Source organism: Nocardioides sp. Soil774, assembly GCF_001428125.1.
In the GTDB taxonomy this organism is placed as follows: domain Bacteria; phylum Actinomycetota; class Actinomycetes; order Propionibacteriales; family Nocardioidaceae; genus Nocardioides.
Genome location: NZ_LMSM01000006.1, coordinates 283228 through 297030 on the forward strand (window position 1 = coordinate 283228; position 13803 = coordinate 297030).

At 73.5% G+C, this 13803-nt stretch carries 10 protein-coding genes; 3 read left to right on the plus strand and 7 right to left on the minus strand.

All coding sequences use genetic code 11. From position 1 onward, the window contains the following. Positions 1–41: 41 nt before the first annotated feature. Positions 42–224, minus strand: coding sequence for a hypothetical protein (locus ASG76_RS07000; RefSeq protein WP_056601747.1), 183 nt, complete (start codon positions 222–224; stop codon positions 42–44). Positions 225–343: 119 nt separating this feature from the next. Next, on the minus strand, positions 344–2398 hold the full coding sequence (locus tag ASG76_RS07005; protein WP_321164078.1) for an ATP-dependent DNA helicase UvrD2: 2055 nt from the start codon (positions 2396–2398) through the stop codon (positions 344–346). A 140-nt stretch (positions 2399–2538) separates the two neighbouring features. Here ASG76_RS07005 and ASG76_RS07010 point away from each other — a divergent pair, with 140 nt between their 5' ends. Continuing rightward, positions 2539–2793, plus strand: a complete 255-nt coding sequence (locus ASG76_RS07010; protein WP_056601752.1) for a mycoredoxin — start codon at positions 2539–2541, stop codon at positions 2791–2793. 10 nt (positions 2794–2803) lie between these two features. Then, positions 2804–3268 (plus strand): hypothetical protein, encoded by a 465-nt coding sequence (locus tag ASG76_RS07015; protein WP_056601754.1) that lies wholly within the window; start codon positions 2804–2806, stop codon positions 3266–3268. Positions 3269–3273: 5 nt separating this feature from the next. Here ASG76_RS07015 and nudC read toward each other — a convergent pair whose 3' ends face one another. After that, on the minus strand, positions 3274–4200 hold the full coding sequence (nudC, locus tag ASG76_RS07020; protein WP_235529440.1) for an NAD(+) diphosphatase: 927 nt from the start codon (positions 4198–4200) through the stop codon (positions 3274–3276). 43 nt (positions 4201–4243) lie between these two features. On the opposite strand from nudC, the gene deoD reads away from it, so the two are divergent. Then, a complete protein-coding gene (deoD, locus tag ASG76_RS07025) occupies positions 4244–4954 on the plus strand; it encodes a purine-nucleoside phosphorylase (protein ID WP_056601757.1) in 711 nt (236 codons plus the stop codon). Positions 4955–5075: 121 nt separating this feature from the next. On the opposite strand, the gene ASG76_RS07030 is transcribed toward deoD, so the two are convergent. The 4 genes from ASG76_RS07030 to ASG76_RS07045 form a co-directional block, all read right to left on the minus strand. Continuing rightward, positions 5076–8315 (minus strand): UvrD-helicase domain-containing protein, encoded by a 3240-nt coding sequence (locus ASG76_RS07030; protein WP_235529441.1) that lies wholly within the window; start codon positions 8313–8315, stop codon positions 5076–5078. Next, positions 8312–11503, minus strand: a complete 3192-nt coding sequence (locus ASG76_RS07035) for an ATP-dependent helicase (RefSeq protein WP_056601759.1) — start codon at positions 11501–11503, stop codon at positions 8312–8314. Before ASG76_RS07035 ends, ASG76_RS07030 begins: the two co-directional genes overlap by 4 nt. Positions 11504–11683: 180 nt before the next feature. Next, a complete protein-coding gene (locus ASG76_RS07040) occupies positions 11684–12790 on the minus strand; it encodes a ring-opening amidohydrolase (RefSeq protein WP_056601761.1) in 1107 nt (368 codons plus the stop codon). Positions 12791–12813: 23 nt separating this feature from the next. Then, positions 12814–13749 carry a carbamate kinase gene (locus tag ASG76_RS07045; protein ID WP_056601763.1) on the minus strand — a complete coding sequence of 312 codons (936 nt, stop codon included), beginning with the start codon at positions 13747–13749 and terminating at the stop codon, positions 12814–12816. Positions 13750–13803 lie beyond the last annotated feature (54 nt).

A 13803-nucleotide genomic window follows, 5' to 3' on the forward strand; every position in this document is an offset into this window, starting at 1 on the left:
TCGGGTTCCGCGGCCTGGAGGCTGCCGATGCGAGGTGTGACCTAGCTCGACGGACTCCAGGCAGGAGAACCCGGGAAATCGCCCTTGATGCGAACGATGGCGGCGGCGTCCTGGACAGCCACCACACCGGCGCCGAAGGCGCGCGTGTGCGCGCAGGGGCGGCCGAGGGTGGACATGCCGAAGGACGGCGTCCAAGCCGTCATCGTCTTCGTGTAGTTCTCCATGGGGGCCACCTCCTTCGGGGCATCGGGCGCGGATCCGTGTCAGGGATCCCATGCGCGGGGTTGTTGTGAGGGGAACGCTAGACCCTGATCTCCGTCAGGGGCAAACCATTTTGTGGGTATTACAGAGAATTCTTTTCCGCACGCGTGCCGGAGACCAGCGCGAGGACCTCGTCGCCGTACTTGGTGAGCTTGCCGGGACCCACCCCGCTGATGGCCCGCAGGCCCTTCTCGTCGGCCGGCGCGTGCTCGGCGATGAGCTGCAGGGTGGCGTCGGTGAAGACCACGAACGCCGGGACGCTGTCGGCCGACGCGCGCGCCAGGCGCCACTCGCGCAAGCGCTCGAACAGGGCCTCGTCGTAGGACGCCGGGCAGTCGGCGCACCGGCCGACCTTCTTCTCCGAGGCAGTGGACAGCGCCCGGCCGCACTCGCGGCAGTGCAGCGCGGCCCGGTTGCGCTTCGAGCGCTCGCGTCGCGGCGCGGAGACCCCGGCGACACCGTCGAGGAGAGGGGCCAGGAAGGGTGAGGGACCGCGGTTGCCCCGGCCTCCCGGCTCGCGCGCGCTCGCCCACGAGACCGTGAGCTCGTCGCGCGCACGCGTCATCGCGACGTAGAGGAGGCGTCGCTCCTCCTCGATCTCCGCCGGCGTCTGGGCCTGGTTGATCGGCATCATCTTCTCGTGCATGCCGGCCACGAAGACGGCGTCCCACTCGAGGCCCTTGGCGGAGTGGATGGTGGCGATCGTGACCGCGTCGGCCACGGGTGCGTGCTGCTCGCCGGCCCGGCGGTCGAGGTCGTCGACGAAGTCTCCGAGCGTCGCGTCCGGACGCTCGCGGCCGAAGTCGCCCGCGAGGTCGACCAGCGCCTGCAGCGACTCCCAGCGGTTGCGGACCTCTCCCCTGCCCTCCGGGGGCTCGGTCGAGTGGCCCATCTGCGAGAGCACCGCGACGACCGCGTCGGGGACCGGGCCGGACGCCTCGCCGCTGCGTGCGGCGCCGCGGACCAGCGTGATCGCCTGCCGCACCTCGCCGCGGTCGAAGAACCGTGCCGCACCGCGTACGACGTAGGGGATGCCGCGCGCGGCCAGCGCCTCCTCGAAGCGCTCGGACTGGGCGTTGATGCGCAGCAGGACCGCCATCCGGCTCGCCCGCGTGCCCTGGGCGCGCAACGCCGCCGCGCGCTCGGCGACCGCGTCGGCCTCGGCCACCTCGTCGGTGGCCTCGCGGTAGGTGATCGTGGCGCCGGAGGGCCGCTGCGCCACCAGGTCGACGCCCTTGCTGGGCGTGCCGGCGAGCAGGGTGTTGGCAGCGGCGACGACCTCGGGGGTCGAGCGGTAGTTGCGGACCAGCTCGACGCTCGTGGCGCCCGGGAAGGCGTTGGTGAACTCGCGCAGGTAGCGCGCGTCGGCACCGGCGAAGGAGTAGATGGTCTGCGCCGGGTCGCCGACGACGCACAGCTCGTCGCGCCCGCCCAGCCACAGGTCGAGCAGGGCGTGCTGGAGGGGCGAGACGTCCTGGAACTCGTCGACGACGAACCACTTGTACTGCCGGCGCACCTGGGCGGCGACCGCCTCGTTGTCGGCCAGCAGACCTGCGCCGAAGAGCAGCACGTCCTCCATGTCCATCCGCCCCTGGCCGCGCTTGACCTCCTCGTAGGCGTCGAAGGCGCGGGCCACGACCTCGGGCTCGAGGCCGGAGACCGTCCGGCCGCGCGCGCGGGCGAGCGCGGCGTAGGTGTCGGGACCGACGTTGGAGACCTTGGCCCACTCGATCTCGCTCGCCAGGTCGCGCAGGGTCGCCTGGTCGACCCCGAGCCGCTGCCGGCGGGCAGCCAGCGCGAGCATGCTGAGCTTGGACTCGGTGAGCTCGGGCAGGTCGCGGTTGTGCACACGCGGCCAGAAGAACCGCAGCTGGCGCAGGGCCGCGGAGTGGAACGTGCGCGCCTGCACGCCGGGGGCGCCGAGCGCGCGCAGCCGCTCGCGCATCTCGCCGGCCGCGCGGGTCGTGAACGACAGCGCCAGCACCTCGGTGGGCGCGTAGACCCCCTGCGCGACCCCGTGGGCGATGCGGTGGGTGACGGCTCGCGTCTTGCCCGTCCCGGCGCCCGCCAGCACTCGTACGGGCCCGCGCAGCGCCTCGGCGACCTGGCGCTGCTCGGGGTCGAGCGCTTCGAGCACGGTCAGCTCCTGGGACGGGTCGGGCGGACGGACGGGTGGTGCGGTCGGACGGCGACGCCACCCTATGCGCCTCCGCCGACACCGCCACGACCCGGGAACGGGGAGGGAATGCCCGCCCGACCCGCGTGGTTGTGGCCTGCATGTCCGAGAGCCAGTTCACGATGTTCACCACGCCCTGGTGCGGCTACTGCCACCGCCTGAAGAGCCAGCTCGACCGCGAGGGGATCCCCTTCTCGATCGTCGACATCGAGCAGGAGCCCGACGCCGCCTTCACCGTCGAGCAGGCCAACGGCGGCAACCAGACCGTGCCGACCCTGCTGTTCTCCGACGGCAGCACGCTGACCAACCCGTCGGTGGCGCAGGTCAAGGAGAAGCTCTCCCTCCTCGCGGGTTAGCCTTGACCACGTGTCCTTGCTGAACTCGATCGACCGTGACCACGTCCTCACCGCGATGGACACCTGGGACGCAGCAGGCGGGGCCAACTACATGCTCGTGCGCGGCGGGGTCTCGACCCACGTGCTGATGCACCACGGCAAGGAGTACGACGCCGCGGCCATCGCGGGCATCGCCCACGGCCTCGCGACCGGGCGCACCCTCACCCCGGCCGACATCCCCGGCGGCTCCGCCGGGGCGAGCAAGGCGCTGACGCGACTCGGCTTCCAGGTGCGCGACGACTCACCACCCAGCGAGCGCGTGCCGGGCACGCGGTCACGGACCAGCGCCCCCCGCACCGGCACCACGCGCGCCGCCTCCACGCGCAGCGCCACCACGCCGCGTCCACGCGTCGCGGCGACGGACCGTCCCGACAAGCTGTGCCCGCGCTGCTGGATCGCGCTGCCCGCGACGGGCATCTGCGACCAGTGTGACTGAGCGGCTCAGCCCCAGCCGGGCCCGTCGAGCGGGCGTCCGAACCAGCTCTCGATGAGCGACGACGAGATCGAGACGCCGCGGGGCACCGCGATGTCACCGGTGCGCACGGCGGCCTCGAAGTCCGCGCGCGTCCACCACCGGGCCTCCTCGATCTCGGCACCGTCGACGTCGATCTCGGTGCTGGTGGCGCGACCGGTGAAGCCCAGCATGAGGCTCGCCGGCAGCGGCCACGGCTGGCTGCCGAAGTAGCTCACCTCGCCGACCCGCACGCCGACCTCCTCGGCCACCTCCCGGCGTACGGCGTCCTCGAGGGTCTCCCCCGGCTCGCAGAAGCCGGCGAGCGTCGACCAGCGGCCCGCGGGCCAGGCCCGGTTGCGGCCCAGCAGGATCGCCTCGTCGTCGCCCTCGCCGTGGGTGATGGCCATGATCACCGCGGGGTCGGTGCGCGGGAACTGCGCCCGACCGCACTGCGTGCATCGCAGCTCGTGACCAGCCGCGCGGCTGGCCAGCGTGCCGCCGCAGCGCGGGCAGAACCGGGTCGCGTGGTGCCACTCCGCCAACCCGACCGCGTGCATCAGCAGCGGCGCCTGTCCCGGCTCCTGCTCGGCCAGCACGCCCAGCACGTCGCGCAGCGGCACCCAGTCGTCACGCTCCCCCGGCGCGTCGTCGGGAGACACGATGACCGCGAGGTGCACCGCTCCCGCGCCGTCCTCGCCCAGCAGCACCAGCGTGCCGTCGGGCGCGTCGCCCGGCGTGGTCCACTCGATCCCGCCGTCGACGGGCCGCAGCCGGTTGCCCGACACCACCAGCACCCGCGTCGTCGGGTCGGCCATCGTCTCGGCCAGCCACTCCTCGTCCGTGCGCCGCAGGCCCATCCGGTTGTGCGCGTGGAGGGACAGGGCGACGTGCGGGAGGAGGCGTTCGGGGCTCACCGCCTCAGGCTAGCGGGGGCTCGGCACCCCTAGGCTGTGCGCCGTGAGCACCCACATCGGCGCCCAGCCCGGCGACATCGCACCCACCGTCCTGCTGCCCGGCGACCCGCTGCGCGCGAAGTGGATCGCGCAGAACTTCCTCGACGACGCGCGCTGCTACAGCGAGGTCCGCGGGATGTACGGCTTCACCGGCACGTGGCAGGGCCACCGGGTCTCCGTGCAGGGCTCGGGCATGGGCCAGCCGTCGATGGCGATCTACGTCAACGAGCTCTTCGCCGACTACGACGTCGCCTCGGTGGTGCGCGTCGGCTCCTGCGGCGCCGTCACCGAGGACGTCGCCGTGCGCGACGTCATCATCGCCTCCGGCGCGTGCACCGACTCCTCGATGAACCGCATCGCCTTCCACGGCATCGACTACGCCCCGGTCGCCGACTTCGGCCTGCTGCGGTCCGCGGTCGAGGCCGCCGAGGCCCGCGAGGGCGGCTCGCCGTTCCACGTCGGGCTGATCTTCTCCAGCGACTCCTTCTACCCCGCCCGCCCCGAGCTGCTCGGCGAGATGGTCAAGTACGGCGTGCTGGCCGTCGAGATGGAGGCCAGCGCCCTCTACACCCTCGCCGCCAAGCACGCCCGTCGCGCGCTCGCGATCTGCACCGTCTCCGACCACATCGTCACCGGCGAGGAGACCACCTCGCAGGAACGCGAGCAGACCTTCGGCGAGATGGTCGAGATCGCGCTGACCGCCGCGCTCGCCTGAGGTCTCCTGGCCTCGGGGCGGTGGTCCAGCCACATTCCTGACGCTCGGAATGTGGGGGGATCACCGCTCGAGCGGTGCGTGAGGCGGGTTCGACGGCCTCGGAACCTGCCCCACGCACCGCTCAGAGGGACAGCAGCTGCTCGAGCCCTTCGCGGCCGGGGAGGTCGGCGGGCTCGACGGTGCGTCCGGAGCGCACGTAGTGGAAGGCGGCGCGGACGCGCTCCAGCGGCGTGCCGGTGAGCTCGGCCCAGGCCAGCCGGTAGAGGGCGAGCTGGAGGGGGTCGGCGTTCTCGTGACGGCTGGTCTTCCAGTCGACGATGAGGAAGTCGGCACCGGAGTCCGACGGCTCGGCGTAGACCGCGTCGATGCGTCCGCGGACGACCTGGGTGCCGAGCACGAGGGCGAAGGGCGCCTCGACGGCGTGCGGGGCGCGATCGCCGAACGGCCCGTCCTCGAACCGCTTCACCACCTCCCCGAGGTCGGCCTCGTCGTCGATGCCTGCGTCGGCGCGGCCCGGCAGCTCGTCGGGCTCGATGAGCGCCTGCTGCCCGAAGCGCTCCTCGACCCAGGCGTGGAACGCCGTGCCGAACCGCGCGGCCGGGGCCGGCGGACGCGGCATGGGTCGGGCCAGCTCGCGGGCGAACGCGTCGGGGTCGTCGCGCAGCCGCGCCACGGACGTGGCCGAGAGGCTGCTGGGCAACGGCAGCTCGACGGTCGTGGCCCGCTCGGCGCGCGCCTCGTCGAGGAGCTGGGCGAGGTCGTCGTCCCACTCCGCGACCTGCGCCGCCTCGACCATGTCGAGCCCCTCGTCGGCAGCGGTGGGGTCGATCGAGCGGACCAGGTCGGCCGCCGCGAGCCGGCGTCGGGCCTCCTCTCCCACACCCGGCACGGGCCATGGCCGTGAGGGGTCGATGTCGTCGTTGGGGTTGGGCGACTTCGGCGGGGGCTTCTCCAGCCACCGCTCGACCGGCTGTGCCCAGTCGTCGAGCTGCTCGCGGACCACGCGCTGGTAGTCGGACGGGCCGAACGCGGTGGCGCGCTGGCCCCAGACGTACGACGTCACCGCGAGGTGGTGGGCGGCGCGGGTGAAGGCGACGTAGCCCAGCCGGAGCTCCTCCTCCGCGTCGTGGGCCTTGGTGGCCGCGCGGTAGGCCTCGAGTGCCGCCTTGTCGTGGCCGGCGAGCTGCGGCTGGTCGGCCCGGTCGCCCCGCAACGACGCGGGCAGCACGGCGGGCGAGGAGGTCCACAGGGTGCGTGAGCGGTTGCTGGGGAAGCGGGTCTCCCCCACGCCGACGCAGAAGACCGACGACCACTCCAGGCCCTTGGCGCGGTGCACGGTCAGGAGCTTGACCGAGTCGGCAGCCGTGGGCGTGGCGACGTCGAGGCCGTTGCCCTGGTCGTCCTCGGCGGTGAGGTAGGCCAGGAGCGCCGGCAGCGTGACGTCGCCGTCGACCGACTGGAACTCCGCGACCGCCTTGACGAAGAGGTCGAGGTTGTCGCGCCGGGCGGCCGCGGCCGGCGACGTGGCGGAGGCGAGCTCGACGTCGACCCCCGTGGTGTCGATGATGCGGCGTACGACGTCGAGCAGCGGGTCGCCCACGTGCGCGCGCAGCCGGCGCAGCTCACCTGCGAGCATGCCGAGCCGGTCGAGCGCCTCTGGGCTGTAGGGCGCCTCGCCCGGCGACTCGACGGCGTCACTCAGGGCGGGCAGCTCGGAGGCGTCGATGCCGTCGGCGATCTGGAGCAGCTGGTCGGCGATGGACGCCGCCTCACGCCGGCCGTGCACGCCGGCGATCTCGGCGGCGCGCACCGCCAGCAGGCGCAGGTCGCGCGGGCCGATGGCCCAGCGCGGACCGGTGAGCAGCGTGAGCATCGAGGAATTGGCGGTGACGTCGTGGAGCAGCGTGAGCGTCGCGACGACCTCCGCCACCTCGGGCAGCCGCACCAGGCCGGACAACCCGACGATCTCGACCGGGATCCCCGCACCCGTGAGCGCGTCGTAGACCTCCTCGGCCTGCGCGTTGTCACGGCTGAGGACGCCGATCTCTGCCCAGGCGGTGCCGGACTCGTGCACACGGCTGACCTCGGTGGTGAGCCAGGCGAGCTCGTCGATCGCACGCTCGAAGACGTGCGCCTCGACGTGCCCGTCACCCGCGATCTCCGCAGCCCGCAGCCGGGCCACCTTGTCGCCGTAGGCCGCGAGCAACGGCTCTGCCAGCCGGTTGGCCACCTCGAGAATGCGGCGGTCCGAGCGGCGGTTGACCGTCAGCGGCAGCCGCCCCGGCTCGCCGTCGGCGGCAGGGAACGTGTCGGCGAAGTTGAGGATGTTGGAGACCGAGGCGCCTCGCCAGCCGTAGATCGCCTGGTTGGGGTCGCCCACGGCCATCACCGGGTGGCCCAGGCCGTGCTCGGGATCGGGTCCGGAGAAGAGCCGTGCCAGCATCGTGGCCTGCGCGACGGAGGTGTCCTGGTATTCGTCGAGGAGCACGACCTTGAAGCGCGCGCGCTCGAGCTCCCCCACCTCGGGCTGGTCGTCGACCAGCCGGGCCGCCAGGGCGATCTGGTCGCCGAAGTCCATCAGTCCGAGGTCGGCCTTGAGCCGGCGGTAGCCCTCGACGAGCTGCAGCAGCTCGGCGCGCCGGTCGATGGCGTTGACCGCCTTGGCCGGCGGGTCGAGGTAGGTCTTGCGCGCCTTGCCGGCCTGTTCCTCCTCGACCGCGAGGCAGAACCCGCGCCGCGCCTCGGCGTCGGCACGACGTACGTCGTCAGGGCTGACGAGGTGCTCGCTCATCGCGCCGTCGAGGGCGAGGAGGTTCTGGATGGCGGTCGCGGGGTGGTCGGTCAGCAGCTCGATGTGGCCGGTGAACCGCTCGATGACGCGGGCGCCGAGCTGGTAGCGCGAGGCGTCGGAGACCACGCGGGTGTCGGGCTCGTGGCCGATGCGCAGGCCGTGGTCGGTCAGGAGGGTGGCGGCGTAGGCGTGGTAGGTCGCGACGGTCGGCTCCAGGACGTCCTCCCCCTCGGCGACGACGGAGCGGTCGAGCAGCCCGGCCGCCCCGAGTGCAGCGGTGACGCGCTGGCGCAGCTCGGCGGCGGCCTTGGTGGTGAAGGTGAGGCCGAGCACCTCCTCGGGCCGCACCTTGCCGGTCGCCACCAGCCACACGACGCGCTGCGCCATGAGGGTGGTCTTGCCGCTGCCCGCGCCCGCGACGACCACCGTCGGACGCAGCGGGGCGGTGATGGCGGCCCACTGCTCGTCGCTGGCGGCGTGCGTGGCGCCCATGAGCGCCTGGAGGTCCTGCGGGGTGTCGAGCCGCACCGGCTCGCGCTCGGCTTGCTGGTCGATCTGCTGGTCGGTCACTGGACGGTCACGCTCCCTGCGCCCTTGGCCGGGCAGATGGCGGTGAACGGGCAGTCCCGGCAGTGCGCCCCGGCGGTGGCGGGGAACGTCTCGGCCCGGACCAGGTCGGCGGCCCGCGCCAGGCCGGCACGGAGCTGGGCGCGCTCCTGCCCGTCGTCGAGGTGGGCGGGCTGGGCCTGCACCTTGGCCGTCGCCGAGTCGTCGTCGATGCCGAGCTGCACCAGCTCAGCACCACCGGACGCCACGGAGCGCCCGGCGAGCTCGTCGAGGGCGCCGGCGTCGACGGCGTACTGGTAGAGGGCGAGCTGGAGGTTGCCGGCGACCGCCGGGCCGGTGGGGGCCGCGCGGGCGCTCTTGAAGTCGACCACGACGACACGCCCCGCGTCGTCGACCTCGAGCCGGTCGGCGAAGCCGGTGAGCAGCACCTCGCGCCCCTCGACCTCGATCGCCGTGCGGAAGCGCTCCTCCGCGCCGAGGACCTGGCGCGGGTTGGCGAGGTGCCACTGGACGAAGCGGCCCACTGCCTTGCGGATGCGCGCGAGCTCGCGCTGGCGCGACCAGGGGGTGCGGAAGGCGAGCCGGTCCCAGATGGCCTCGACCTCGCTCATCAGGGGCTCCACCTCGCAGGGCAGCTCGCCGTGGGCGACGCGCTCGGCGAGCGCGTGCAGCACCTGGCCGAGGTTGGCCGACTGGTGCACCGCCGACACGCCGCCGGCCTCGCGCTCGAAGAACCACTGCGCGGGACAGAGCAGGATCGACTCCAGCATGCTGGCCGAGATCGGCACCGGCTGTGCGGGGTCACGGATCGGCGTGACCGAGCGGGTCGAGCTGCGGGTGCCCCACCAGGTCGAGGGGTCGGCGGACGGCACCAGCGGGCGCCCGTCGACCTCCTCGGCGGCCAGCGCCGCGAGGCGGCGCGCCGCCGCCTCGCGCAGCGGCAGCGACGTCTCCGGGTCGGCCGCAGTGCGCCGCAGCTCGGCGACCAGGCCGGCGAGGGACAGCGGCCGGGGCGGGCGACCGTCCTGGTGATCGATCGTGACCCCGAGCTCCTCGAGGAAGCGCGAGGGCTGCTCGCCGTCGTCGTCGGGCGAGCGCACCGCGCTCACGACCAGCCGACGGCGCGCGCGGGTGCAGGCGACGTAGAACAGTCGGCGCTCCTCCATCAGCAGCGCGCGGGTGGTCACCGGGGGGACGAGGTCGGGGTGGCCGGCGTCGTCGACGCCGATCCGGTCGGCGCCGAGCAGGGTGGCGCGGCGGCGCAGGTCGGGCCAGCCCTCCTGCTGCACGTGGGCCACGACGACGAGGTCCCACTCGAGGCCCTTGGAGCGGTGGGCGGTGAGCAACCGGACCGAGGCACCGCGCACCCCGCGCTCGGCCAGGGTGTCGGCCGGCAGCTGCTGGGCGACGAGGCTGGCGAAGAACGCCCCGACACCGACGTGGTCGCGCTGGTCGACGGCCCGGGAGGCGAGCTCGAAGAGCGCCACGACCGCGTCGAGGTCGCGGTGCGCACGCCGCGCCGACGCTCCCCCGAGGTCGACCTGGCGGCGCAGCCGCTGCGGCCACGGCGTCGCGGACCACAGGTGCCAGAGCACGTCCTCGACACCGACGCGCTCGGCGAGCATGCGCGAGCCGTCGCGCAGCAGCCCGGCCAGCGCGGCGGCGCGCTCGACATCGGGTCCGTCGAGCCCGTCGAGGAAGCCCGGCGTCACGACCGCCTGCCGGAGCAGCTCGCGTGACGTGCGGCGGGCGTCGGGGTCGGCCAGGTCCTTCTCACGGGTGCGCAGTCGACGGGTGAGGGCGCGCAGGTCGGAGGCGTCGAGACCGCCGAGCGGCGACAGCAGCAGCGACTCGATGCGTCCGGGGTCGAGGAAGTCGGGCGAGTCGGGGTCGTCGTTGTCGAGGTTGACCACCGCGCGCAGCGCGTCGAGCAGCGGCAGCACCGCCGGGTCGTGCACGAGCGGCAGGTCGTCGGAGGCGACCTCGACGGGGACCCCCGCCGCGGCGAGCGCGCGGCGCAGGGGCGGGATGCTGGAGCGGCCGGAGCGCACGAGCACCGCCATCCGCTCCCAGGCGATGCCGTCCTCGAGGTGGGCGCGGCGCAGCAGGTCGGCGAGGCGCTCGGCCTCGGCGCGCTCGGTGTCGTAGGTGAGGACCTCGACGCGTCCCTGGCCGTGCGGGCCCGGCTCGCACTCGGGGGTCAGGAAGGCCTCGCGCGCCTCCGCGCCGATGCTGCCGCTCAGGGTCAGCCGTCCGGCCACCCGGCCCGCGGCCAGCAGCAGGCGCGGGCCGAAGCGGCGGGTGCGGCGCAGCACGACGACGGGCGCGTGCTCGCCCGAGCGGGTCGGGAAGCTCGCCGGGAAGTCGAGGATGCCGCGCACGTCGGCGCCGCGGAAGCCGTAGATGGACTGGTCCGGGTCGCCGACCACGGTGAGGTTGCGGCCGTCGCCGCAGATCTGGCGCAGGAGCTCGACCTGGCTGGGGTCGGTGTCCTGGTATTCGTCGACGAAGACGTGGGCGAACTCCGCGCGCAGCTCGTCGCGGTGGCGGGTCGCCTCGATCACCGCCCGCGCGATGAGGTCGGGGTAGTCGATGGCGCTCTGCGCTGCCATCACGTCGAGGAACTGCTCCATGAACAGGCCGGCGGCCTCGAAGACCGGGAGGCCCGCGGAGCGCCCGAGCTCTGCGAGGTCCTCGGGGTCGAGACCTCGCTCGCGGGCCCGGGCGAGGACGTCCTGGACCTCGCGCGCGAAGCCGCGGGTGCCGACGGCGGCGCGCAGGCCGTCGGGCCACACGACCGACTCCGGCGCGGTGGTGAGCAGCTCGCTCAGCACGACGTCCTGCTCGGGGGCTGACAGCAGCCGCAGCGGGGCGGCGTAGAGCTCGGTGGGTGCGTAGCGGCGGACCAGGGAGTAGGCGAAGGAGTGGAACGTGCTGCAGGTGATCGCCGTCGTGGTGGCCCCCATCCGTGCGGTCACCCGGTCACGCATCTGCTCGGCGGCCTTGCGCGAGAACGTGAGCGCGAGGACCCCGCGACCCTCTTGGGCACGATCGACGATCGCCTCGACCAGGGTCGTGGTCTTGCCCGTCCCCGGCCCGGCCAGCACGAGCAGCGGGCCGCCCTCGTGGTCGACCACGCGCTGCTGGTGCTCGTCGAGCTGCGGCACCAGGACCTGGCGGTCGGGTGCCACCAGCCGGTAGCGCGTCGTCGTCGCGCTCTTGGGGTCCCCGCGGAGTTGTTCGGGGGAGCGAAGCGGAGGAGCAGAACTCCGTGGGGTGTTCACGCAGGACACCCCATCACGCGGGACCGACAGTGCGCTGCCGGCCCCGCGGACGGGGTGTGGAAATCCTGCGGTGCGGTGCAGGGAGGGTCAGGACATGTCGACGATCGCGGCGACGGGGCCGCCGCCCTCGGGGCCCTGGTGGGCCGCGGAGACGGACACGAAGACCGCCGGGTCGCCCGTGACGGCCGCGGTGACGCCGCCGACGCACGCCTTGATCTGACGGTGCCAGTGCACGTCGGAGTCGTCGAGCATCGCGTTGCGGCGCCCGCGGACCATGCCGTCCTGGCTGGCCTCGCACTTGAGGAAGACGTTGACGAGCTTGCCGTCGAGGTCACTGGTGCGCGGGCGCTCGGGCAGGTCGAGGCCGGCCGAGCGGATCGCTTCCCAGATGCCGTCGGCGTCGAGCGCGTCCTTCATCACCGAGTGGCCGATGCGGTAGCGGCCGCCGACGCCCTTGGCGTTGCCCACGACGACGATCTGCGCGACGTCGAGCTCGACGCCCGAGGAGCACGAGGCCACCGAGGAGTAGAGGTCGCGGTTGTGCATGACGTCGGCATCGGTGGGCATCTCGATCTCACCGAGCGCGACGGCGATGCCGAGGCCGGTGGCGCCGTTGGAGAGGTCCATCGACTCGTGGGTGTGCTCGGTCCACACGGTCTTGCCGCGCGACTTGGCGTCGCGGATGGTGTGGATGGTGAGCAGCGGGGTCTTGGTCTGCACGTAGTGCACGTCGGCGGGGTCGGTGATCCCGGCGCGCTCCATCGCGACCTTCACGCCGGCGGCGACCTTCTCGATCATCGCGGTGTAGCCGATCTCCTCGGGCAGCAGCGGCTCGCTCATCGCGAAGCCGGCGGTGAGCCGCAGCTCCTCGCGCGACGGGTCGTCCTCGGGGACGTCAGTGGTGGCGAAGATCGTGGCGTGGGGGCTGATCACGCCGTCCGTGCCGCCCGACCACACGATCGGGACACCCTTGACCTGCTCGGGGTCGGCGCCCTTGGCGACCAGCGCCTCGCGGAAGGCGCGGTCGGCGATGATGCGGGTGTAGTCGTTGACCCCGCCGTTGCCCTCGGTCTTGCCGATGATCGCGAAGACGCGGTCGGCGGCGATGACGCCGTCGTCGATGAGCTTGGTCAGCTCCGAGGCGTCGGCCACGGAGTGGATCGGGACCTTGCGGACCTCGATGGCAGAGGGCATGGCAGTGCTTCCTTTCGTTGCGGTCAGCTGGGTACGACGACGGTGCCGGCGTCGCCGGCGACCGCTGCGGTGATCTGGTCGAGGCTGGTGATGACGCCCCGCTTGCCGGTGGCCTCCACGAAGCGGCACACGGCGTCGACCTTCGGGCCCATGGAGCCGGAGGCGAACTGTCCGTCGGCGGCGTGCTCGCGCAGCTCCGCGACTGTGACGGTGCCCAGCGGGCGAGCGTCGGGGGTGCCCCAGCCGATGACGGCGTGGGGCACGTCGGTGGCGATGACCAGCACGTCGGCCGCGGTCGTCCGGGCGAGCAGGGCGGCGCCGAGGTCCTTGTCGATGACGGCCTCGACGCCGGCGAGGGAGCCGTCGGGACGGCGTACGTGCGGGATGCCCCCGCCGCCGTTGGCGACCACGACGAAGCCGGCCTCGATCAGCGCCTGCACGGCGGGCGCGTCGAGGATCTCGAGCGGCTCGGGCGAGGCGACGACGCGGCGCCAGCCCTTCTCGCCGCGGTCCTCCCAGGTCTCCCCGTGGTCGATGAGCACCCGGGCCTCGGCCTCGGGCAGGTGGCGCCCGATGGGCTTGGTGGGGGTGGTGAAGCCCTCGTCGTCGGCGTCGACGAGCGTGCGGGTGACGAGCGCCGCGCTGCGGCGGGCGATCGAGCGGCGCGCGAGCTCGCCGTCGAGGGCGTCCATCAGCACGAAGCCGAGGGTGGCCTGGGTCTGCGCGCCGCACCAGTCGAGCGGGACGGGGGGCACGACAGCCGCGGCGAGCTCGTTCTTCACCAGGAGGTTGCCGACCTGGGGGCCGTTGCCGTGGGTGATGACGACCTCGTGGTCGTGCTCGAGCAGGCCGGCGACGGCGGCCATGGCCGTCTGGGCCGCGGCGATCTGGTCCTCGGGGCGGGCGCGGCCGTCGGCGTTGGTCATGGCGTTTCCGCCGAGTGCGAGCAGGACCCTCATGGGCTCGACCCTAGTGGCGCGCCTCACACGCTCCCCACGGCAGTTTCGGCCAAC

Excerpts from the sequence above, each read along its gene's own strand:
- ASG76_RS07045 (WP_056601763.1), bottom strand. The coding sequence starts at position 13,749 with ATGAGGGTCCTGCTCGCACTCGGCGGAAACGCCATGACCAACGCCGAC.
- ASG76_RS07000 (WP_056601747.1), bottom strand. The coding sequence starts at position 224 with ATGGAGAACTACACGAAGACGATGACGGCTTGGACGCCGTCCTTCGGC.
- ASG76_RS07040 (WP_056601761.1), bottom strand. The coding sequence starts at position 12,790 with ATGCCCTCTGCCATCGAGGTCCGCAAGGTCCCGATCCACTCCGTGGCC.
- ASG76_RS07010 (WP_056601752.1), top strand. The coding sequence starts at position 2,539 with ATGTCCGAGAGCCAGTTCACGATGTTCACCACGCCCTGGTGCGGCTAC.